At 43.8% G+C, this 23,898-nt stretch carries 19 protein-coding genes; 14 read left to right on the plus strand and 5 right to left on the minus strand.

Annotation, left to right across the window (positions count from 1 at the left end; translation table 11 throughout):
• The first annotated feature begins 560 nt into the window (after positions 1 to 560).
• The 3 genes from ACT6NU_RS02880 (at position 561) to ACT6NU_RS02890 (ending at position 3,770) form a co-directional block, all read left to right on the plus strand.
• Entirely contained in the window at positions 561 to 1,073 is a 513-nt protein-coding gene (locus ACT6NU_RS02880) for a YfcE family phosphodiesterase (RefSeq protein WP_445382954.1), read from the plus strand.
• Positions 1,074 to 1,465: 392 nt separating this feature from the next.
• A complete protein-coding gene (locus ACT6NU_RS02885; RefSeq protein ID WP_445382955.1) occupies positions 1,466 to 1,939 on the plus strand; it encodes a hypothetical protein in 474 nt (157 codons plus the stop codon).
• A gap of 31 nt (positions 1,940 to 1,970) precedes the next feature.
• Entirely contained in the window at positions 1,971 to 3,770 is a 1,800-nt protein-coding gene (locus tag ACT6NU_RS02890; RefSeq protein WP_445382956.1) for an adenylate/guanylate cyclase domain-containing protein, read from the plus strand.
• Between the two features lie 99 nt (positions 3,771 to 3,869).
• Here the strand turns inward: ACT6NU_RS02890 and ACT6NU_RS02895 are convergent, their stop codons facing one another.
• From ACT6NU_RS02895 to ACT6NU_RS02915, 5 genes are all read right to left on the minus strand, one after another.
• On the minus strand, positions 3,870 to 4,613 hold the full coding sequence (locus ACT6NU_RS02895; protein ID WP_445382957.1) for a succinate dehydrogenase/fumarate reductase iron-sulfur subunit: 744 nt from the start codon (positions 4,611 to 4,613) through the stop codon (positions 3,870 to 3,872).
• 6 nt (positions 4,614 to 4,619) lie between these two features.
• Complete coding sequence (locus ACT6NU_RS02900) at positions 4,620 to 6,530, minus strand: fumarate reductase/succinate dehydrogenase flavoprotein subunit (RefSeq protein ID WP_445382958.1); 1,911 nt, start codon at positions 6,528 to 6,530, stop codon at positions 4,620 to 4,622.
• A 335-nt stretch (positions 6,531 to 6,865) separates the two neighbouring features.
• Positions 6,866 to 7,957: an ion channel gene (locus ACT6NU_RS02905; protein WP_445382959.1), complete on the minus strand. Its 1,092-nt coding sequence runs from the start codon at positions 7,955 to 7,957 to the stop codon at positions 6,866 to 6,868.
• Positions 7,944 to 10,796 carry a ligand-binding sensor domain-containing protein gene (locus ACT6NU_RS02910; protein ID WP_445382960.1) on the minus strand — a complete coding sequence of 951 codons (2,853 nt, stop codon included), beginning with the start codon at positions 10,794 to 10,796 and terminating at the stop codon, positions 7,944 to 7,946. The genes ACT6NU_RS02905 and ACT6NU_RS02910 overlap by 14 nt, the downstream gene beginning before the upstream one ends.
• A gap of 397 nt (positions 10,797 to 11,193) precedes the next feature.
• On the minus strand, positions 11,194 to 14,079 hold the full coding sequence (locus ACT6NU_RS02915) for a TonB-dependent receptor (protein ID WP_445382961.1): 2,886 nt from the start codon (positions 14,077 to 14,079) through the stop codon (positions 11,194 to 11,196).
• Positions 14,080 to 14,302: 223 nt separating this feature from the next.
• Between ACT6NU_RS02915 and ACT6NU_RS02920 the strand changes: the two genes are divergently transcribed.
• From ACT6NU_RS02920 to ACT6NU_RS02970, 11 genes are all read left to right on the plus strand, one after another.
• Positions 14,303 to 14,503, plus strand: a complete 201-nt coding sequence (locus ACT6NU_RS02920; protein WP_445382962.1) for a hypothetical protein — start codon at positions 14,303 to 14,305, stop codon at positions 14,501 to 14,503.
• Complete coding sequence (locus ACT6NU_RS02925; RefSeq protein ID WP_445382963.1) at positions 14,434 to 14,688, plus strand: hypothetical protein; 255 nt, start codon at positions 14,434 to 14,436, stop codon at positions 14,686 to 14,688. Before ACT6NU_RS02920 ends, ACT6NU_RS02925 begins: the two co-directional genes overlap by 70 nt.
• The gene (locus ACT6NU_RS02930; protein ID WP_445382964.1) at positions 14,688 to 14,873 is read left to right on the plus strand and encodes a type II toxin-antitoxin system HicA family toxin; all 186 of its coding nucleotides are present in this window, start codon (positions 14,688 to 14,690) and stop codon (positions 14,871 to 14,873) included. The genes ACT6NU_RS02925 and ACT6NU_RS02930 overlap by 1 nt, the downstream gene beginning before the upstream one ends.
• 12 nt (positions 14,874 to 14,885) lie before the next feature.
• Complete coding sequence (locus tag ACT6NU_RS02935; RefSeq protein ID WP_445382965.1) at positions 14,886 to 15,266, plus strand: helix-turn-helix domain-containing protein; 381 nt, start codon at positions 14,886 to 14,888, stop codon at positions 15,264 to 15,266.
• A gap of 138 nt (positions 15,267 to 15,404) precedes the next feature.
• Entirely contained in the window at positions 15,405 to 16,169 is a 765-nt protein-coding gene (locus tag ACT6NU_RS02940) for a DUF6090 family protein (protein ID WP_445382966.1), read from the plus strand.
• Between the two features lie 2,442 nt (positions 16,170 to 18,611).
• Positions 18,612 to 19,058 carry a YybH family protein gene (locus ACT6NU_RS02945; protein ID WP_445382967.1) on the plus strand — a complete coding sequence of 149 codons (447 nt, stop codon included), beginning with the start codon at positions 18,612 to 18,614 and terminating at the stop codon, positions 19,056 to 19,058.
• A 164-nt stretch (positions 19,059 to 19,222) separates the two neighbouring features.
• Positions 19,223 to 20,404, plus strand: coding sequence for a serine hydrolase domain-containing protein (locus ACT6NU_RS02950; protein WP_445382968.1), 1,182 nt, complete (start codon positions 19,223 to 19,225; stop codon positions 20,402 to 20,404).
• Between the two features lie 271 nt (positions 20,405 to 20,675).
• Positions 20,676 to 21,752, plus strand: a complete 1,077-nt coding sequence (locus ACT6NU_RS02955) for a serine hydrolase domain-containing protein (RefSeq protein ID WP_445382969.1) — start codon at positions 20,676 to 20,678, stop codon at positions 21,750 to 21,752.
• A 223-nt stretch (positions 21,753 to 21,975) separates the two neighbouring features.
• Entirely contained in the window at positions 21,976 to 22,557 is a 582-nt protein-coding gene (locus ACT6NU_RS02960) for a Crp/Fnr family transcriptional regulator (protein ID WP_445382970.1), read from the plus strand.
• Positions 22,558 to 22,622: 65 nt separating this feature from the next.
• Entirely contained in the window at positions 22,623 to 22,979 is a 357-nt protein-coding gene (locus ACT6NU_RS02965; RefSeq protein WP_445382971.1) for a DUF7670 domain-containing protein, read from the plus strand.
• Positions 22,980 to 23,147: 168 nt separating this feature from the next.
• Complete coding sequence (locus ACT6NU_RS02970; protein WP_445382972.1) at positions 23,148 to 23,864, plus strand: DUF6090 family protein; 717 nt, start codon at positions 23,148 to 23,150, stop codon at positions 23,862 to 23,864.
• Positions 23,865 to 23,898: the final 34 nt, after the last annotated feature.

Raw genomic sequence — 23,898 nt, forward strand, 5'->3', positions numbered from 1 at the left:
CTCTGACTTTTTTGTTTTTAGGCGCAGAGCCGAGCTCGCTCGAGCGAATGGGCCGAAAACAAAAAAGCAGGCCGAAGGCCTGGCTTTTCTTTCTTCAAGATGTTCGAACGGGGACTCACCGACTGCGCAGCAGGAGGTAATTCCCGCTCGTTTTCTATTCATTTTCTTTGCTTGCCCAAAGAAAACGAATCAAAAGAAAAGGCACTTTATCATAGGCGATTTGAATGCGCTGCATTCAAACCAGAGACGAGCTCCTAAATTGCCTCCAGGGCTTTGCCAATTTTTGACGGAGCTCATCTCTTTCGCTTACGATAAAGGAAACCTCATTATAAAAACTCTTCTATATAATTATAGAACGTTGACTTTCTCTAGCAATAAATTAGTTTTGAAAAGAAAGGTCAGCAAGTATGGAAAAAAGCAGGCCCGGCTTTTTCTTGTTCAAGATGTTTAACCAGCCCTCATCAGCCACGAGATAATCTTAATTTATAACTATATTAAAAGGATTTGCATTACATTTCAAGTGCTCGTGCGCTTTATCTGTGAATTTATAATGAAATGACATGAAACTCACCATTCTCTCTGACATCCATGACCATGTATGGAACCTGAAAAAGGCACTGGAGATGCCTGAATTACAAACCACAGATGCCCTTTTGTTTTGCGGAGACCTCTGCGCCCCCTTTATTATAAAAATGCTGGGGCAGGCCTACACAAAACCATCACACCTGGTTTTAGGCAATAATGATGGGGATGTGGCTTCAATTATCCAGATCATAAGCCAGTATCCTCATATGCAATTACACGGGGAGTATTTCCGTGGTGAATTTAACGGTAAAACAGTAGCGATGAGCCACTATCCGGACAAAGCCCGGGAATTGGCAGATCTGGGCATTTATGACCTTGTTTGCTATGGGCATAACCACAGCCTGAAAGAAGAGAAAATTGGGACTACCCTGCTGCTGAACCCCGGGCCCGTAATGGGTTTTCACGGAGGCAGCCTGGAAGATGTTCCGGCTACTTTCCTGACTCTTGACATTGAAACCCTACAAACCAGTATCCACCGAATAAATTAAGGCCCTGCAAAACGAATAACAGCTATTATTGATTAGCGGTCTGTGTAGACGTTTTTTCGGGTATATCATGCAGGTTTATGTCATCAAAGGGTTATTCCTAAAGATTCTAAATATTGTTAATTAAAAACTTACCCAAACAGTTTCGCCTTGAGGTACCAGCCGTTCATCTCGGCAATGTTCTTGATGGAAATGCCTTCCTGGCAGAATTTGCATATTTCCGTAAGGGGCAAGAAATTCCCGTGCCATATCATTTTCCCATTCAAGGCTTTCCAGTTATTTCATGTCAGGCGTCATCCTTTTTTTCGTACATTACTATTCTACTCAAATCCCTGAAGCTTTAATGCATTCAAGGTCCAAGCAGAGTATCCTTTTTAATGAAAAAATAAACCATTATGCCAAGACCAGACACCACGGATGCCCTAATCGTTCTTTATGTAGATACTGTGGGTATACAGCAATACATCGATAATCCTGCAGACCCCAAAGTGTTGGAACATGTATTTATTTCAAGTAACTGGACGGATTCCGATTCGCCCAACCAAACGCTTACTGGGCAGGGGGGCAAGACTACTTTTCAAACCGATATACAGAGAAATTCCCAGCTGGCCTGGATGGGAGCTGCACAGGATATTGCCAATAACCAGGATCATTACGTGCTTATTACCGGTATTGAAATGTATCCAAACCAAGACCCGATTGGCATTACACTAAGAAATCGGGAAACGGGATCCGGAAACACCCATATTGATGGATTTGTTTCCGGTGGAAACAAAGGAATCACTTCCTATAAAATAAACTTCTCTGTTGGGGTTGCCGACCAGATTGTGGGCGATTTTTATGTAGATCCACAACTTCGTATGAAATAGGTTCAGGAAATTGGTATCTCTCCGTGGTAATATGAAGACCCTTCTCGCAACCACCTTTGTCCTGCTGACCTTGGGCATCGTGATGGGCCAGGACCAACACCTGGCTGACAGCCTGGTACGGGAATACAAATCCGGAAACTACGAGGGAAACGAGCTGCATATCCTGTCTGTCATTGCAGAAGAGGAAACCAATCCGGATAAACACCTGGAATTCTCGGAGCTATTGATCTCAAAAGCCCCGGATACAGCGGTTTATTACCTTCAAATAGGCTACCTACAAAAGGGGAACGCCCTGAAGTATAAAGGTGATAATGCCGCCGCTTTGCAGGCCTACTTCAAAAGCCTTGAATTTGCAAACCAGACTTCAGATGAAACAGCCATCGGCTCTTTAATGATCTCAATTGCAGGTACTTATACAGTAATGGGCAATTCCAGCAATGCCCAGACCTATTTCAACAGGGGCCTGGTTATCCTGAGAAAGGGGAAGGATTCAGTGAAAATTGGCACTGCGCTACTCAATGCCGGGGACGACTATTTCAATTCAGGCAAATTGGATTCTGCTTTTATGTTTACGCAGGAATCCGAAGTGATTTTTGAGAGAATCGGCTTTCCGCTGGGCAGGGCCTACAGCCTGGGAAACCTGGGAATGATTTATGCCGAAAAAGAACAGGACATCCAGGCCGAACAAAATATCAATAAAGCGATTGATATCCTGGAGAAGCTCGAGGATTATTACCCCATCTCCGTCTATTTAACCTTCATTTCCGATATATACGAGCGCAAAAATGATCTCCCACTCGCCCTTGAATATGCAAAGAGGAGCCTTCAGCTGGCCAGCACCTATGGCCTCAAGGAGCAAATAAGTGAAGCAAGTCTGAAATTATCTGAACTGTATGAAAAATTAGGGAATGAGCAGGCGGCCTTGCGGCACTATAAGAATTATATTATTTATAGGGACAGTATCATAAACCTTGAAAACGTTCAGCAGATTGCCAACCTGCGAACGGATTTTGAAGTTTCCCAGAAGCAGGTAGAGGTAGACCTTTTAAACCAGCAGAAAAAAAACCAGCGTATTATAGGGAGCGCTGTGGTACTGCTAATTGGGATTGTGGCATTCGGGTTATACAGGCGGAATACCTTTGTAAGGCGAACCAACCGTATTATTGAAGCCGAAAAACACCGTTCGGACAAGCTCCTGTTAAATATCCTTCCGGCTGAAATAGCCGAAGAACTCAAAGCAAAAGGAAAGGCCGAAGCCCGTGAATTTAAAAATGTCTCTATCTTGTTTACAGATTTCAAAGGGTTTACGGAAGCCTCATCCCAGCTTAGTGCACAAGATCTGGTCAGCGAACTCAATACCTGTTTTGAAGAGTTTGACAGTATCATGAGCAAATACGGTATCGAAAAAATCAAGACTATCGGAGATGCTTATATGGCTGCCGGTGGCCTGCCGGTGCCCAGCAAAGATTCGGTAAGAAACACAGTATTGGCAGCCCTTGAAATGCAAGACTACATTTTAAGGCGTAAAATGTCGATGGATGGCAAAGGGAAACATGCCTTTCAGATGCGAGCAGGTATTCACACAGGCCCCGTGGTAGCCGGGATTGTGGGAACCAAAAAGTTCCAATACGATATCTGGGGGGATGCAGTAAATACTTCAAGCCGCCTGGAAAGCCATGGGTCCATTGGTAAGGTTAACATATCGGAACAGACTTTTAACCTTATTAAGGATGATCCCGTATTTCGTTTTGAAAGGCGTGGAAAGATACAGGCCAAGGGAAAAGGTGAAATCGAGATGTATTTTGTTTCCCTGGCTGATTTAAACAATTAAATAAGATTCTGACCCAATTATTTACTTCTTACGTATGGCTTACTAACACCTAAGCCATTATGCGTTATACTTGCGCGTTCTTCTAAAGTGGGTGCGTATCTACCCAAACAATTTCGCCTTGAGGTACCAGCCGTTCATCTCGGCGATGTTTTTAATGGAAATCCCTTCCGGGCACTCCACTTCACAGGCGCCGGTCAAAGAACAGTTGCCGAAGCCTTCCAGGGTCATCTGCTCGGTCATCCCTACGACCCGCTTGTAAGCTTCCGGCTTGCCCTGGGGCAATGTATTGAGATGGTTGATTTTGGCAGCTGTAAATAAGGCCGCAGAGGCATTTTTACAGGTGGCCACGCAGGCACCGCAGCCAATACAGGCCGCTGCATCCATGGCCTTGTCTGCTATTTCCTTGCCAATGGGGATGGCATTGGCCTCAGGGGCCGTCCCCGTTTTGGCCGTGATATACCCCCCCTGTTCAATAATGCGGTCCATGGCAGAGCGGTCTACAACCAGGTCTTTCAGCACCGGGAAGGCCGTCGCCCGAAAGGGCTCCACGGTAATGCTATCGCCGTCCTCAAAACTACGCATATGCAGCTGGCAGGTGGTCATGTTGCGATGCGGGCCGTGGGCCCTTCCATTTATAAAAACCCCGCACTGCCCGCATATGCCCTCGCGGCAATCATATTCAAAGGCAATTACCTCCTCCCCTCTCAGCACCAGTTGTTCATTAAGGTGGTCCAGGGCTTCCAGGAAAGACATGTCTTCATTCAGGCCATCGGTTTCATACTCCTGAAAACGACCTTTTTGGCCGGGGGCCTCTTGTCTCCATATTCGGAACGTAACTTTCATCTATCCTTATTTATAACTTCTCACGGTTGGTTGTACATATTCAAATTCCAGCGGCTCCTTATGCAGTTTAAAGCCATCAGGAGTATACTGCCAGGCAGATACATAGGAATAAGCCTCATCCTTGCGAACCGCCTCTCCGTCTGCCGTCTGGTATTCCTCCCTGAAGTGGGCCCCGCAAGACTCTTCCCGCTGCAGCGCATCGGTACACATCAGCAAAGCCAGTTCGATAAAATCGGCCAGGCGAAGCGCTTTTTCCAGCTCGGTATTCAGTTGCCGGTCATGCCCGGTTACCTTAACGTCTTTCCAGAAGGAGGCTTTAATTTCCTCTATTCGCGACAGGGCTTTCTCCAGGCCTGCCTTGTTGCGACTCATGGCACACTCCTGCCACATTACTTTGCCCAGCTCCCGGTGATAATGATCTACTGTTTGATTCCCGTTAATGGAGAGCAGCCGGGCTATATGGTCTTTTACGCCCTTTTCCGCCTCCTCAAAGGCCGGGTGGGCCGTGCTTACCCCCTCGCTTTTTAATTCCGCAGCCAGGTAATTGTTGATCGTATTGGGGAGGATGAAATATCCGTCCACACTGGCCTGCAGGAGCGAATTTGCTCCCAGGCGGTTGGCCCCATGGTCCGAAAAATTGCACTCCCCTACCGCGTACAGACCGGGGATGGTGGTCATCAGCTCGTAATCTACCCACAAACCTCCCATGGAGAAATGGGCAGCCGGGGAAATCTGCATGGGTTCTTTATAGGCATCCACCCCGGTTATTTTTTTATACATGTTAAAGAGGTTGCCGTAGCGGTCTTTTATGGTCTGCAGCCCCTGCCGCTCAATAGCGTGCTTAAAGTCCAGGTAGACGGCATTTTTTAGCCGGCCCACACCATGGCCCGCATCGATGCGCTCTTTGGCGGCTCTCGAGGCGATGTCCCGGGGGGCCAGGTTGCCGAAACTGGGGTAGCGCCGCTCCAGGTAATAATCCCGTTCTTCCTCCGGGATATCATTGGCCTTGCGGGAGTCTCCCTTAGCTTTGGGAACCCAGATACGGCCGTCGTTACGCAGGGATTCGGACATCAGGGTAAGTTTGGACTGGGCCTCGCTGGACTGTGGCAGGGCCGTTGGGTGGATTTGCGTAAAACTGGGGGCCGCAAAGAGGGCTCCCCGCTTGTGTGCCTTCCAGATAGCCGAGCCATTACAGCCGATGGCCAGGGTGGATAGCCTGAATACCCTGGAGTAACCGCCTGTAGCCAGCACCACGGCATCGGCCGCGTAGCGCTGTATCTCCCCTGTTGCCAGGTTGCGGGCAATAATGCCCCTGGCCTTCCCATCCACCAGTACCAGGTCCAGCATTTCAGTGCGGGGGTACATGCTTACTTTTTTGGCGCGGATCATTTTATATAGCTGGGAGTAAGCTGCCAGCAAGAGCTGCTGCCCGGTCTGCCCTCGTGCATAGAAGGTGCGCTGTACCTGTACCCCGCCAAAACTGCGGTTAACCAATACCCCGCCATATTCACGGGCAAAGGGTACCCCCTGCTGGGTAAAGTGGTCTATAAGCGGAGCAGACAACTCGGCCAGACGGTAAGTGTTGGCCTCCCGGGAACGGAAATCTCCCCCTTTGAGGGTGTCATAAAACATGCGGTAGACGCTGTCCCCGTCGTGCTGGTAATTCTTGGCAGCGTTGATCCCACCCTGTGCGGCTACCGAATGCGCCCGGCGGGCAGAATCCTGATAGCAGAAACACTGCACATCGTAACCCAGTTCCGCCAGGGTGGCAGCTGCGCCGGCCCCGGACAGGCCGGAACCCACGACTATTACATTTAGTTTTTTCTTGTTGGCCGGGTTAATCAGCCGGCTTTTAAGCTGGTAATTCCGCCACTTTTCCTGCAGCGGGCCTTCCGGGATCTTGGCATCTAAGCGCATGTAATCGATTTTGGTTTACAGGTTGTGAAACCTGAAATTAACTGAATTCCCTATAGCCTCCAAATATGCAGTAGTACCGGATTGATTTCTATGATAATTATCAGCAGGATAAATTTTAATGAAATACCGACTCTAAAAAAAATTGCCAACCACACCCTTCGTTTGCTTTTAAACAGGTACTCCCCAAGAGTTGAAAACAGGGTGATGCACCAAGTGCGAACCCAAGCCCCGGGCACCCCCAAAATTGGAGCAAAAGCATAACTCTAACTTAATTGGGGGATATCTGCCGGATAACTGTAAATTAACCCACCCTTATCTTTTAAATCCTCCGCACATTACTCTTCAAGGCCATATTTACGCAAGGTCTCCCCCCAGGAAACAGACTGTATATGCCCAATGAGCTCTTTGTTTACCGAATTGAAAAAGGGCTGATTCCTGGCCATAATAAAACTTCTGTACTGCTTCTGAAAGGAAAGCGGGAGCAAGTGCACCCGCTCTGCCATGTCATAGGTCTTGATCAGGTATTCCGTATTGGTCTTATCGGATACCAATACTTCTATTTCCTTGCGGGAAAGGGCCCGTAGCGCCTGCAGGGGAGTACGGTAAACCGCAGCAGGATTTAACTCGTGCTGTTGGAGGAAAAATGCAGCTTCCGAGGCCCCGACCACCCCGATCTTCTCAACGGCCTGCAAATCTTCCATCCCGCTTATATCGGCCTCCAGCCTGTTTACGGTGAGGGTAGAGGCGATGGTAGCCGTAAAGCCGGAAATAATGATTATGGCCGTAAACATCCAAACGATGGCAATGGTTTTCCCCAGGTGGGTCTTGGGGGCCTTATCCCCGTAGCCTACCGTGGTCATGGTTACGGCGGCCCACCACAAACCGTCAAATAAACCAAGGATTCCCGGGCGAAACTGGTACTTGTTCGCCTTGCGTTCCACAAACCACAACAGGGTGCCAAAAACCAGCAGCACCAGCAGTAACAACTGTACGATCCTGAGGAAATCCCGTGAAAAGAAGTTATTGATAAAGACCTGGAACTGGCTGCGGCTTCTAATGGTGGTGGTCACCCCTACACTGGAAATATAAAATGGCTGGCTGACCTGGAAGCGTTCAATACGTCCCGGGTTATTGCTCAAGGGGTTGATGGCAATATCCAGCTCTGCATAGTCCAAAGACCGGATCACGGCAACGGCATCACTGAATTCCACATAACGGTAAGGCAGCTGCAACCCGGAGGCGATTTGCTCCCAAAGATCAATGGACACACCCGTAAACCCTCCCGATTCCTTAACCACAAAGGGTGGGTCTTCGTACAGGCCAACCTTCAGGGTGTCTGCCTGGGCAACACAGGTTGCAGCCCCGGAAAAAAGGACCATCCAAAAGAGCAGCTGAAATTGTATTCTATTGCTTTTACCTGAATCCATCAACCGTATTTATCGTTAAGAATTTAACCAAAATCCCCAACAGCGCATGGGTCTGTTTTGAAAAGGCCTTGGGCTCCCGGGAATAAAGGCAAAAAACCAGGGGGGTTCCCTTATGTTCAAAGGGCATTAAAATCCGGGAGGCATAGCCCTTTGCCTGCTGTGGCCTGACGTAATTCCCTACTTCCTTTTCGAAGTCTCCGATCAGTAGTGGCTTTTCGGCGACCATCACAAAGCTGAGCAGGTTTTCTTTTTCATTAAAGGGTTCTTCCCATCGCTGCTCTGTATCATTGCCCCTCGCATAGCCGCGGCAGACCAACACCTCCCCGAATTTCGCAGCCAGGGCAAAACGATCGATTCCCGTTGGGAGTTCCACCAGCCGGGCCATCACCTTCAAGGTTGTTTCCCAGGAAGCACCTGTGGGTAACTGCCCAATCAACCGGTTTAACAGATAAGTATTGACCCCCGTGCTTTTAAGCAGGGCCTCCTTTTCCGCGAGCTGCTTCTGTTGCCTGTTCAGGGTAGACTGTAACTGACCCAGCCGCCTGAACAACCAACGCCTTACAAAAAACCAGAAAAAAAAGAAGGCAGCCCCCAGTAAAAAGCCCATCCCCCAGAGGGTCCGGTACCACTTCCTGGTGACTTCAAAAGAGATTTCCAGGGGCAGGCTCCAGCGATAGCCTCCGGAATCCTGAACCCTTACATAAAGGCGATACATCCCGCCCGTCACCTCCTGCAACTCTAAAGCCGTTTCCGACAGGGCTACCCAGGGGAGGTCTTCGATATCTTCTGTGGGCAATCCCTCTTCAAAATATTTGTATTGATAGAGCAGGCCGTCGCCGGGAAAGGTAAGGGTCGTCAGCTCCAGGCGGGCTTGTTGTCCCTCCCCGAAACGAAGCCTATCGGACGGGGTCGTATCCAACCCATCTACCAAAATACGCCTGATTATCGGGCTGCTTGTATGGTGGGGCACAGGGTTAGGCTGTGAGGAATACACCACGCCTTCCGGGGTCCCTACCCAGAGCCGCCCATTTTGATTTAATACCATACAACGGTAGGAAGCGATCCTGGAAGGCGTACCGCTTGCCTCATCGAAATTCACGTAATTTCCTGCGGCATCCAGGTAAAGCAGGCCGTCCGTGGCCGTCGCCAACCAGAGTTCCCCGCCTGGCTGGGCGGTTATGGATCGGATTTCCTGGTCTGAATACGGACCCAGATCTATTTTGTGAATCCCTTCCGTGTCGTACTTCAGCAACCCATCGGTAGTAGCCAGCCAAACCAGCCCGAGCCGGTCTACCACCATATCGTGCACTTCGAAGGTGCTACTGGCCTTAAAGGGTAGCGGGAGGCTTTTGTTTTCAAAGCGGTCATTAACCGCATCGTATTTATACAGGTAAGTGGAGAGGCCAATCCCTGCCGCATACAATTCGTTCTTCCCCCCTTCGCGCACTACCAATACCCGATTTTCAAAACCTTTGTCCTTACCGTATTCAAAAAGCCTTCCCTGGGGATTTAGGCGCGCAGTCCCCACCACAGGCTTATCCGAAGCGGCCTGGCAAAACCAGATGTTATTGCGGTGGTCCGATATCAGAAAGAAGACTCCACTCCCACGCTGGCTCAGATCCAGGGTTTGCAATCGCCGGTCTCCGCTATAGGAATGAATCTGGCCCTCTGCGGTCCCATACCACACCCTGTCCTGGGCAGAGGTAATGCCCACTACCCCATTTAGCCCGGGAATTCTTTCAAAACCAATATCCCGCCCCTGCTGATCCAACAGGATACGAACCGCATCTCCCTGTGAGATGATTAGAGGCCCTTTGGGATTGCTGTTTATGGCCCTGATATTATCATGCCCCAGCCCCGAGACACTCTGGAAATAACCGGACCACATCAGGGTAAGGCCACGGTCGGATGCCACCCAAATCAATTCGCTGTCCTGTGATTCAGATTTTGAAAACTGCAAGTGTCGAATGGCCCCGTACGAAAGCTCCTCAACCCGGTGGGGGTCGTTGGCCCCGAAAACCCGGGTAAGGCCTGCCCCTCCTTGCAGGCTGAAGAGGGCTGAACCAGAACTGGCATAAACCGTTCCTTTGCTGTCTACCCCCAGGCGGTCAAAAGGCCCTGAAGCCCCGAAAACTTTTCTGTTGACCAGTTGCTTCTCTGCCGTAATATTGAAGCTTTGCAACACTTCCCCTGCCAGCCATAGCCGTCCCTGTCCAATTGCCAGATCCTGGAAACCGTCAGTACCCGGCACCTCCTTAAAGCGATGCGTTATGTCTTCAAAGTAAAAGAGGCCACTGCCAGGGACCAATACCCAGAGCGTTTGGCGGGCATCTTCCGCAAAGGCCATCCGGGGTGTTTTTACACCTTGCTGCAGGGGAAACACAGCACCCTCCCTGGCTCCCTTTTCAAAGCTCACCACGGTACCATCCATCTGGGCTGACCAGAGCCGGCCACGGCTGTCCGTAAAGAGGTTGGTTGGGTAATGCAGCCGGGCTTGTACATCAAAGTTGCTTATTTGCGGCTGCCCCTTTGAAAAGCTAATTTGGTGAATGCCTGTATCGTTGGTGAAAAGCAGGGTAGAATCCCCAATCCGGGAAAAACTGCGGATGGTCCTGCTCCTGAGGAACGTATTGAAATCCTCAAAACGGCTTCCGTCAAAACGGTAAAGCCCCTGGTCTGTTCCCAGCCATACATAGCCCTGAGGACCTTCCACCATTTCGTTTACAGCTGTAAAGGGCAGCTCCTCTCCCTGATAATAGGCATAGCGGTACTTCTGCCCCTGCAGGGCCCAGGCCGAGATCAGGCCAATGCAACAACCGAGGATTATTTTAGAACGCATTGGAAAGGCTACTGCTCTTAAAGATAACCAAAGTTGTGGATTTGCGCTGCTTCCTGCAAGCCTGCTGCAGGACAGCCTGCTATTTTACAGCCGATGGCCAGGGTGGAGAGCCTGAAGACCCTGGAGTAATCGCCTGTAGCCTCCAAATATGGGGACCCCCCGGAGGAAATTTTATGATTATTATTAGCAGGCCGGTACCTGGCTTTTATTCCCAGCAAATGAAACTCCTATTCAAGTTGGGCCGATTTGCTGCTAATGAAGATAGAATTGGATAAGTTATTCCTTCAGGTCGGGGGTTTATTAAGCTAATCCGCTTTGCACAGTACTATTGGCCTAAAAAAAAGAAACCCAACAGCCAGGCTATTGGGTTCTTTTTGACATTAAATAAATATTCCGATCAGAATCTATAGGTAATTGCCAGATTGAATAAAGTACCTAATTGGCTAAAATGGTAGCCGTCATAAGTCATCTGTGAGTACCGCTGATTAAAGGTGATCAGGTTGCTTTGCTCTTCAATGGGCGTTAAGCCAAGGGCATTGGTTGTTGTATCATCAATAATGGCCTGCCCGGCAGCATTTTCGGCTTTAAATTCCCATTCCGGCAATACATTGAAGATGTTGTTGACATTAAAAAGCACCGTAATCTTATCTGTCGCATTCCAATTAACGCTCAGGTCGGTAACAACCTTCGGGATAAATTCTGTAAACAGGTCAGCATCCATACCCTGTTGGTTAAAGGTTGTTTTCCCAAAATAAGTATTGTTTAGAGTAAACCCTAAATCCCTGAGATCATAATTGACCCCCAGAATCCATTTGGTCTGCGGTCTGGAGGTAAAGAACAGGGCTTCCTGTGTCTCATTAACTACGGACTGGCCGGCGTTTTCCACCAGGGGGATGTTCTTTACAGCCCCATCCCGTTCGTTGGTAATGGTATAGTTACCCGACAGGTTAAAATCCAGGGTCCCGGCTCCCAAACCAACGTTCCTGTAATTGGCCACCAGGTCTATCCCGGAGGTTTTGGTATCCAGGGCATTGGAAAAGAAACTTACATCACTTAGACTATTGGTCGCCAACAGCACATCAAGCGGGTTAGCGGGATCACCTGAAGGTCCTATTTCCGTTCCCAGAACAATCCTGTCCCTCACTGCAATGTTGTAATAATCCAGGGTAAAATTAAAGTCATTGGAGATCTTACCCCCTACCCCTACGGTAAAGTTGGTAGACTCCTCAGCATCCAGCTGCGGGATACCCAATAAGCGCGCCTGTGGGGATACATTACTAACCAGGCCTCCCACCTGAATCCCCTGCCCTGGCACAAAGCTGTACTGGGCCTTTTGTGTGAAAATCTGGTGGAGGGTTGGCGCCCTGAAACCGGTTGAGAGCGACCCCCTGAGGGTAAACTTGTCATCCAGTAGTTTATATCGCGAGCTCACCTTCCAGACAAAAGCATTTCCGAAATCTGAATAATTCTCGGTTCGGATGGTTCCGTTAATCAAAAATTCCTCGTTTATATCCCAGGCCAGATCAAAATAGCCCCCGAAGTTATAGCGGTTGAATTTCCCGGAATTCTCCGGACGGTTCCCTGCAAAGGAATCTGCCCCGCCTCCGTCATAGGAGGATAATTCTCCTTCGATAATGGTAAAGTTCTCGGTCCTGAATTCCGCTCCAAAACCAATACTTATCTGGTCTGAAAGCGTGCGGGAGATGTCTATGTTTCCTACCACGTGGTTGAACTGGGTCCCCCCCGGATCAAAGCTGATCTGGCTGTTCTCCTGATAGAGGCGAGAGCTGGGGATGAGTTCGCCGGGGTCTGCCACCCCATTGCCGTTCGCATCATTAAAGACAGCCGGGGAGAAAACTTCATTCCTGTTATGCGAATTGCGCACCCGGTAGGTCTGGCGGTTGCCCCCCACAGTCATACCGGCATCGTAGAACCAGCCATTCTTGTTGGCCTTAACACCAACCGTGGCATTGTAATCGTTCAGGTCACCATCAAAGGTTGGAACGTAGCCATCATAACCGTTCCCCTGGAAGGTATTGCCATAGGCGTCCGTGAAAGGCCCTGTGTTATTCGGGTTATTTCCCGGGAAGAAATTCCCCAGGTAGGGAAAAGACTCTATGGTCCTCCAGTAAGGCGTCCGGTAATTTGCGAAACTATTGACCTTCTTATATACATAGGCGGCATTGAAATACAGGTCTGCCGTTTCGCTGAGCTCCACTCCCCCGTTTATCAAAAACTTGGCAGCAGTGGTCTCGGGAGAGCCATTGATATTTCCAGCATCCGGCTTGCGCCCAAGAAATTCATTCACAAAGGCAATATCTGCAGCCGTACCTCCTGTAAAGTCGGCAACTTCCCCTTCTGCATTAACGGTGCCCGGGCGGTTATACTGCCCTATTGAAGACAAGTCAATAGTATAGTTTATAAAGCCCTTGTCTTCGAAAATAGAGGTTCCATTATTGATGGCAAAGGCAAAGGCCTCCCCATCGCCCTCAGAGGAGATACCCGTACGCAGGGAAGCATAGCCCCCACTTGGGTTGTCCTTCAGGATTATGTTCATTACGCCGGCTATGGCATCTGACCCGTATTGGGCAGAAGCCCCATCCCGCAGGATCTCGACCCTTTTGATCGCATCTGTAGGGATTGCGGCAATGTCTGCACCCGTTTCACCCCTTCCCGGAGAGGTTTGGGTGTACAACAGAGCACTGAGGTTTTTTCGTTTGCCGTTTATCAGTATAAGCGTACGGCTGGGACCCATGTTCCGGATTTCATATGGATCCAGTAAAGAAGTAGCATCATTTACCGGCGTCTGTACTGTGTTAAAGGAAGGAATCTTATACTGCAGGGATTTATCAAAAGTAACCTGCCCCGTATTCTGCAGTTCCTTCACCCCTACCATATCTACCGGCAAGGGGGTATCTGTACTGGACCTGGCCACAGCCCTGGATCCTGTCATGACCACTTCGTCCAGTGCCATTCCTTCATCCAGCTGGATATTGACATTTCCTGCACGGTTTACCACTACTTCTTTGGTACCAAAGCCAATGTAGGAAACTATCAGAGTAGCAGGAAACCCGCTCACCACAATACTGAAATTGCCATCAAAGTCTGTACTGGTACCATTTGTGGTACCTTTCTCTACAATGTTTACTCCAGGTAGTGGCTGGTTGTCTGCACTACTGGTAACGGTTCCGGTTACTTCCTGCCCAATGGCCCAAAGGGGCAGGCAGAACAGTAACAAGGCCAGAAGCCCGGACCTTGCTGTTTTAAATTTTTCATTGTCCATAAGTGTGTTCTTTAAGATTTCTTTAACAAAGTAGGGAATAAAAGCGTTGTTTTAACATTTCATCTCGATTTTTTTCAGAGCAAGCTGATGGCTGCTGTAACTTTTTACTTAGTTCATAAATATCAGCCCAACCCCCTGAATAACAAGTAATAAGGACTGATATGAATTTGCGGCACGGACAGACTGCAACCGTCTTGTAGGCAGAAAACTATCTTGGCAGCCCATGGCCAGCCCTGAAGTCCATATTGCTGTATTCCCCTATAACAGCCAGGAGTATGTCCGCATTAGCTTTCCCTATACCTATGCCCTGAAAGAATGGGTAAAGGCCTTTCCCGGCACCAAATGGAGCCCGGAATGGGGGTACTGGTACCTGACAGACAGCGATTGTATAGCGGAATTGATTTCGCACCTGAAGGCCGGCTGATACAGGAACTGCTGGGCCATGCCAAACCTGAAACCACCATGATCTATACCCATGTAAGCCGGCAGGATTTACTGCAGATCAAAAGCCCGCTAGACCTTATTTTCGAAACGATGGAAAACAAGGCAGCTTTACCAAAACCTCCAGATTCATCAGACAATAAAGTAAATAATTATTTACCTTTGTAATGAAGTGTTCACAGGCTTTGTCCATTTTAAAAAAGCATGGGTGGGAGGTTGTGAGCCAAAAAGGATCCCATGTCAAACTGAGGCATCCGCAGCGGAAGGGAATGATCATCTTTCCCAATCATGGAAGCCGGGAGCTGGGAAAGGGTTTGCTGAATAAATTATTCAAACAAGCCGGGATTAATTGAAAAATAAATGGATTGAAGAAAAAAATCGACATTACCGTAGAGAAGACAAAGACCGGATATTCCGCATATGCGGATGATGTGAATGTTTTTACCACCGCCAGCAGCATTTCAGGTCTTTATGAGGCCCTGCTGGAGGCATTGAACCAGTATTATGAAGACGAGAATTATTCAGTAAACGCTGATTCACTAAGGCTACACCTGGACCTGCAGCAATTTTTCAAATACTACCGGGTGCTGAACGCTTCCTTCCTGGCAGAACGGATTGGGATGAACCCTACACTGCTCTCCCAGTATGTTCGTGGGAAAAAGAAACCCTCCGCCCGGCAAACCCGGAAGATCCTTGAGGGCATACAAGCCATTGGACGGGAATTATCTGAAATCAAGTTTACCTAAATTGCTAAACATTCTCAACCTGCAAAGCCTTATACCAACCTGCGCTTTCCAAGGGTTTTGTTTCGGATAAACGTTATATTTAGTGACTTAAAACAAGTTGTGCTTCATTATAACCAACCACTAACCAACCACTAACCAATGATAAAATTCTTTAGAAAAATTAGACAAAATTTACTTTCCGAAGGAAAAACAGGAAAGTATTTTAAATATGCCATAGGAGAGATTATGCTCGTTGTAATTGGAATTTTGATTGCACTTCAAATAAATAATTGGAATGAAAACCGAAAAAATAAAATCGCTGAAGCTGATTACTACTGTAGAATTTTAGATGACTTTGAGTTAAATGAAAAATTAATTGATGAAACTTCTAAACACACTACTAACAAAATAAAGCTATGCAAAGAGCTAATATTAGATTTAAATAAAATACCAAATGACAGAAGTGAAATACTGAATAAATTTGTAGTTGCTGTAAGACAAGATGTTTTTGTTCCCAGTAATATTGCTTTTGAAGATATAACATCTTCTGGACAGTTAAAGCTATTAACCGATTTAAAACTTAAAAACAGACTTATTCAGCATAGCACATTTTTGGATAATATTTTAAATCTACTTCAAGAAAATCGGAATGTCATTATTACCAGGATGAGTGATTTTGAATTAATAAGTGAATTTGGATATCAAGATATTGATTATCTAAAACGAGAACTTGATAAAGAACATATTACCCTTTTACCAAAAAACAACTGGACAAATGACCCTAATAATCCAATATTCTTAAAGTTTCAGGACAATCTTATTGTGTATATGGCTATGCTGATTAGACAGAAACAGCATTTGTCTAATTTAAAGAAGGAAATGCAAGAACCTATAGAATTATTAAAAAATAAAAAATGTAAATAACGAAAGCACAACAATGGCTATAAGTAATTGCTTGTTCTCGCCTACTTTGGAAATTCCTGCGGAATTTCCAACTTGGTGTGTACCTGCCTGCCGGCAGGCAGGCTTGCAAAGTTGGGTGCTAACCCATGCAACTACTCATAGCCTAGACCGTTGTAGGTAATTTTAATAGTTACCAATTATATATGTGTGAGAATTGTTTCCTTAATGAAACCGAATTTAAGGATAGGAAACATTGGGAAAGTTTTGATCTTGAACTGTCCAAAAAACTTGGTGCGGAAAAGCTTGTTCCCTTATATTTTAAAAACGACGGAGTACATGATAAGGATGATGGACTATACATATATAAATGTACAACTTGTAATGAAAAGTGGAAGCTGAGAGATCCTGTTGATTATAATGGAAGAGGTTGGTTTTTGCGCTATTCCACGAAGGAACCAATTAACAAAAAAGGATGTTTTGCCATCTTCCTGTCAATTGTCGCAATTATTTGGATAATGAGCTTTAATTGAAACTACCTACAACATCGGCTATGCCCCATTGCTACACTCACTCAAAAAAAAAATTCCTACTTTTAATTAATCAATAATTAACCCTAGCTTATGTTGCACATAACTAGTTGTTATGCCGTGAACCGTTTTTATGGCATAACAACTGTTCAATCGCAACGTTGCATAGCCCGGGCCGTTAGCTTTAATTGTTATAAATATGTATGGTAAAAAAGGATTGCTACCTGGACTTTTATTATTAGCCAGTTTGGTTCTTCTTATTTTGAACATTCTAAAAGATGGTTCCATCTACGGTATAATCTCTAATATTCTATTAATGATTGCCATGGTATTAGTGCTTATAGGAAACAAGAAAAAGAAAGAAGATGAATAAGGAGTTTCAACGTAAAGCTAACAACGGGTATGCCACATTCCGTTATCTTCCAAACTGAAACATTTTCCCTAAATTGAACTGAAATTAATTCCCGGAAACACCCCGTTTCTAAACTTGTTTTGCTCACCGTCCATTGGGCGCCTTCTTACTCGGGCGGTGTCTTTTCCGGCGCCGCCCGTGGCGCAAAACAAGTACGGAACGTGGCATACCCCGGGCAGTTGTGGTACATTAAAAGAGAGCTTCATTGAATGATAAAACATAAGATCCAAAGACCTCATATTTCAATTAATGAAATTGGAAAAATCGAATTTTGGATCGGAATCTTATCTGGGTTTATTATTTCCATCTTCCTAGCGGTTTTCTTCAGTCAGTTCGAAGAACTTATGGCATATTTGACCAAGGCCTTGGGGAATGATATCTATCTAGGAATACAAGAAAGAAAATTTTTCTCTTATTTTTTTGCAGCAATAAGTGCAGTACTTGGCCTATCTGTTTCTATCACTATCTGGTTAATAAATTTAAATCCCGTAAGAATCAGATCTAAGATCTATACTAAACTTGGTCAAACATATGCACTCCTTTATTTCTGGGCCCTAATTGCTGTTATCACAAGATTTACCTCCATTGTATCAATCTTACCACTTGGGTTAGTGGAATACAATAATGAATTGAATATGGTAAATGACTTTTATTATTTATTCATTCTTTTAATCATAGTTACTTTTCTTAATATTTGGTTCACTGTGAGAATGATTTTTAAAACTACGAAGTGGATATTTTACTCTTTCATAGCCTGTTTGGCCTTATCCATTGTCCTTTCAAAAATCTATTTGTGGATTAATTGATATATATGATAACGTACCACAACATCGGCTATGCCCCATCGCTTCACTTTACCAAAAAGAAAATTCCTACTTTTAATTAATCAATAATCAAACCCAGGTAACTGCAACCCCTGGCTGGCTGTTTTGCCGTGAACCGTTTTAAGGCAAAACACCCGCACAAACGCAACGTTGCATAGCCGGGGCCGTTAGGCACTATTAATTTGGAAGATCAATTACCAGTTCCAACATCGGAACTCTTATTTTTAATTCTTTATCTAGGTCTACCTACGTTTCTAGCTACTTTGATCATTTTAGTAATTATACTCAAGTTTAAGAGTGCTCTTTCGTGGCCAATTTTCTTTAAGAATTGCGCATTTTTAGTTGTTTCCTGTTGCATTGGAGTTCTTATCTCATTCATTGTTTTTCCAGACATATTAATCAAGATGATCGGTCCTTTTCATCTTCCTTCCCTTTTTGGGGCCAGCTTGTTTGTTATTCTACTTTCAGTTAAAAAGATGAAGAACAGTGCCTAACAACGGGTATACCACATGGCTAGTTCTTCCTTATTAGAAAATTCCTACTTTTAAAAAAACATTAATCAATCCCGGGAAACTATCTGGCCACAGCGGGGTTTCGCTACGAAGCCGTTTTTACGGCGAAACCTACCGCTGCGAATCGCCACGATGGCATACCCCGGGCCGCTGTGCGTCACCCATTAGAAACTTTAAATAATTATCTGATGAAAATTCAAATTCTACTCATTTTGTTGATTCCATTCTTACCCTTAGTTGGAACTGGCCAGTCAAGTAATATCGAATTAGAAAAGGAATTACTTCTTGAAGCGGACAGGGCCTGGTCAATTGCTGCAAATACTAATGATATGGAAAGGTTATGGTCTTTTTGGGCTGATGACGCGATCATTTTAATGTCCGCAGAAATGACTATTTCGGGAATTGACCAAATTAAAAGATTTACTACTCAAGCAAGAAAAGATCCAAATTTTGAAATTAGTTGGGAAGTACAAGGCGCAAATTTGTCGGATAAAGCAGATATGGGTTATACTTTTGGAATAGGTAACGTACGAAGAACAAGCAGTTCAGGTGAAATAATTTCAACTACTAAACCATATCTAAGTGTTTGGCGAAAACAGTTAGATGGAACATGGAAATGTATCATTGAAAATTGATGTAGAATTTTCTTAGTGCATGGCCAACGCACAACAACGTGTATAGCCGACGCTGTGGACTAAACACAAGATTTCATTAACTTTCAGATTAATAAAATTTCGTGTACCAAAGCAATGTGCACTTAACATCGCAGGCCATACACGAGACCGTTGGCGGTAATTTGATGAAAACACTTAAAAAAATATTATTCTCCTCTATATCAGGTATTATCCTCTTTTTTATTGTCATTTTCATTTTTTATCCACCAAAATATGTTTATCGGGTTTTAGTCTGGCAGGATGCCAGTTATGACGATTTTAAAAAGTTTAAGTTCAACCTCATCGAAAAAGCGGACGTGCCGTATGATTTTATCAATGGAACTCTGCAGCAAAAAGCCAAAGTGATTTCTGAATTTGAAGAAATTGATGGAATCAATTCATTTGAAGAATTCCTCGAGAGGAATCAGACCTATGCTTTTTTGGTTATACGGAATGATACTTTGTTGTTTGAAGAATATTTTAATAACCAAAGTAAAGAACAATTACAAACCTCTTTCTCAGTATCAAAATCAATTCTCTCAATATTGATAGGATTGGCCATCCAAGATGGAAAAATTGAAAGTACTCGCGTTCCTATTACAGAATTCATTCCTGAATTAATTGACCAAGATGTAAGGTTTAAAGATATATCAATTGCTCATTTACTGAAAATGAAGTCCGGTATAGCATATGATAGTGAGGTGAAATTTCCCTTGTTAAATTGTGATGATCCACTTACCTATTACTTTACTGATCTTCAAAGAATGGCCTTAAATAATGTAAGAATTGAATCGGCAGCTGGCAAAAGATTTAAATATAATAACTATAATGCTATTTTATTAGGATTGATAATAGAGCGTTCAACCGGAGAATCAGTAAGTGATTTTATGCAAAAGAAAATATGGAAGAAAATAGGAACTTCCTATAATGCAAGTTGGAGTACAGATGAGAACGGATTTGAAAAAATGGAAAGTGGCTACAATGCTCGCCCAATTGATATGGCCAAACTAGGCAGGCTTGTGCTAAATGAAGGAATATGGAACGGACAAGCCTTGCTTTCGCAAAGCTGGCTTGAAGAATCAACTAAGCCCTATGATACTCTTACTTTTAACAGTGGTCAAAAATGGGGCTATTCTTATATGTGGTGGTCTGTTTTAAAAGATTCTTCAAAATATGACATTTTTGGGAATGGTCGTTTTGGTCAGTTTTTGTATCTATCTCCTGAAAATAATACCATTATAATTCGTCATGGACTTGAGTCCGATAATTATGATGATGACGATTGGACGGAGCTGTTTCAAAACTATATTTCAATAAACAACCGCTAACAACGGCTATAACCCATCGCCGGCCAGGGCTTGGGAAATTTTCCTCCATTGGAGTTTATTAATCAATCCTGGGGTGGTCTGCGCATTGATGCGCCGGGTCATAGCCGTGGACGTTGGCTTTCATTAGGTATAAACTTCTAAGCCAGGTGCTTTTTTTGAATGACAACCCTAGAAATAAACAAAATATTTTTATAACATCCCCATCCTTTTTAGGTCATATAGGCGAATGCTATCGAAATGAAATCAATTTAGATTATTAAAGAAGTATTTTATGAAACCAACATTCTTTTTTCTGATTATATCCATAGGTCTTTCAAATATAGGTTGGGCTCAGACATCTGAAAATCAAATAACCACATATCTTGAAAATGTAGTCAATGAGTATAACATACCTTCAATATCAGCAGGCATTTTGGCTGATGGGAAAATTATTTGGTCAGGTGCCGCTGGATTCTCAAATAGAGAGCTACAAGTTGAAGCCAGTACTGAGACGCTTTACCGCATAGGTTCGATAAGTAAAGTGTTAACTGCAGCATTAGTATTAAAGTTAGTGGAATTGGACAAACTCGATTTACAGGATCCGATTCAAAAATATTTACCCGATTATCCAATAGATAAGAAAGGACAGATAAAAGTATTTCATTTGTTAAGTCATACTTCAGGAATCGATCATTACAAAGGGAAAGAAACCCGTTCATTTATGCATTATGATAATTTGCGAGATGCAAGTAGGTTATTTGAAACAAGAAAATTAAAATTTGAACCAGGAACAAAGTACAGATACACTTCTTACGGATATACTCTCCTAGGAGCAGTTATTGAGGCCGCAACTGGTAAATCGTATGCAGTCAACCTAAAGGAATTAATATTGGAGAAGGCCGGAATGTATAACACACATGTTGAGGATCATAATAGAATAAAGTTAAACCAAGCAAAACTCTACAAAAAGAAAGAGAATGAGATCATTTCAGATGTTGATAATGATTTAAGCAACATCTATCCTGCTGGTGGGCTAGTTTCAACAGCCACCGACCTTCTTCTTTTTTTTGAAGCTTGGAGAAATGGAGAGTTAATTTCTTTTGAAAATGTTCAGAAAATGGTGGATGCAATTGAATTCAACGGTCAGATTCTTGATGAAAATGCTGGATTGGGATGGAATATATGGAAGCATAATAAGCATGGATGGGTATGCCATCGAATTGGAGGGCAATCTGGCACAAGTGCACTATTGATCTCTTATCGCGAGAAAAATGTAACCGTTGCTTTGTTGAGCAATCAAGCTGTTTTAGACCCGATATGGGAAATTGCAAATACGCTTATAGGATTTGGTTTAGATCGAAAAGAATAAATTAAATAATCAAAATATAATTTGGTAGCTAAGATCTAAATAATTTATAAAAACGAAAGGCCAACACCGTGTATAATTAATTGCTTAGTACAGATCTACTCAGAATTTATTTCGGAAATTCTTTTGGCTCATGTATGTTTATTTAATTTAGTTGCTTAACCACGCAACTAACCGTACACGAACACGGTGTGCAATAATCTCCCTGTCCAAAGCAGATAAGATCATGTATTCAAATTTAATACATCTGATAAATCAAATCACCACCTTAGGTAACAATGAAATTGAACTTATTAAAAGTAGCTTTAAACCTTTAAATATTAATAAGGGGGATTACTTTTTAGAAGCGGGTAAAATAAACAGACATGTAGGATTTATTAACAAAGGCCTGGTTCGATATTTCGTTTATAAAGATGGAGAGGAATCGACTTTCGAATTTACCAAAGAGGGTGAATTTATTGCTGACTATCAGAGTTTTAACAACAAATGCATCTCGGTTCAGAATATTCAAGCTATTGAACCCTGTGAAATATTGATTATCAACTTTGATAATGTTCAAACAATTTTCAATACAACCAAAAACGGAAACTTAATTGGACGCCTAATAGTGGAACATCGATTTGATGTTATGGTAAATCAGCTCCTGGCTGTTTACATGCAAAACCATGAACAGCGATATCAAAGTTTTATTAGCAATTATTCAGATTTGAGCCAAAGAATACCTCAGTATTTAATAGCCTCATATGTCGGTGTAAAACCGCAATCTTTAAGTCGGATAAGAAGACGATTTGCCAAAAATATTTCTTAACCCATGTTAACCAAATTTAATTATTACCTGTATAAATTGTTATTCAAAATGAAACAATTTAAATTATGGCTAATCGAAACAATCTTACAACATCGATCAGATGGATCGCCCGAATTTCAGGTTCATTAATTTTAGCATTTCTTCTATTCTTTGTGCTTGCGTATGCTTTCGGAGAGGAAGAATCAAGTGATGGTTTTAGAAATACCGCTGAGATCATTTCATTCGTTTTTTTTCCCATTAGTACTGTTTTGGGTTTAGGTCTTGCTTTAAAATGGGAAGGTCTTGGAGGAATTATTACCGTTATCGGCATGATTGGACTCTTTATAACAAGACCAGATTTGCTTGGCAATTTTTATATGGCAATACCAATTATTCCCGGAGCTTTGTACACTGCATATTGGGTAATGACAAAAAATAAATAACTGCACACAACAACGTGTAAAGTGCATACCTTCCGCACACACAAAAAATTACTAACTTCTAACCTATTAATTTTTTTTGTAACTAAACGTCTCTCGTAAGGCGGCACGCACCTTACACGAGACCGTTGCGCTTCATTCCCGATAGTTATCGGTACTAACCAATAACCAATGATAAAATTCTTTGGAAAAATTAGACAAAACCTGCTTTCAGCAGGAAAAACTGGAAAGTATCTCAAATATGCTCTAGGAGAAGTTATACTTGTGGTTATTGGTATTTTGATTGCATTAAGTATTAACAACTGGAATGAGAACAAAAAGGACAGAGCCACTGAAAAAAGAATTCTAAAACAATTAGTTAAAAACTTGGAAACAATCGAGTCTGGGTTTAAGCAGACTCTGCAATACAATGATAAGCTTTCAAAGTCATCGGTAATCGTTTTAGATGTGCTAAAAAATAGATTACCATATTACGATAGTTTAAGTTATCATTTTGACAGGGCCAAAAATAGAGGTACAGCACTTCTAACTATTCCAAAGCCTGGTTATGAATCCTTAAAGAATACCGGATTTGATATTATTGTTAATGAGGAATTAAAAAATGCAATTATTGAGTTGTTTGAAGTTGATTATCCCATTCTTGAAACGAGCACTACAGATGCGGGTTTTGATGTGATTATTGAAAATTATCTAATGGCTAATTTTTACAGGAATGGAATCAATTTAATTCCTTTTGATTATAACCAAATATTAGAGGATAAATATTTTTTCTCAATTATTAACCGACGGTATGAGTTCAGATTTTATCACAAATTTTTAATTGAGCGTGCAATGTTTCAAACAGATTCGGTGAAACAATTAATAGTAGAGAATATTACCTCCAAATAACGAAAGCATAACAACGGCTGTTACACATAGCTCC

It is taken from the genome of Robiginitalea rubriflava (genome assembly GCF_052540725.1).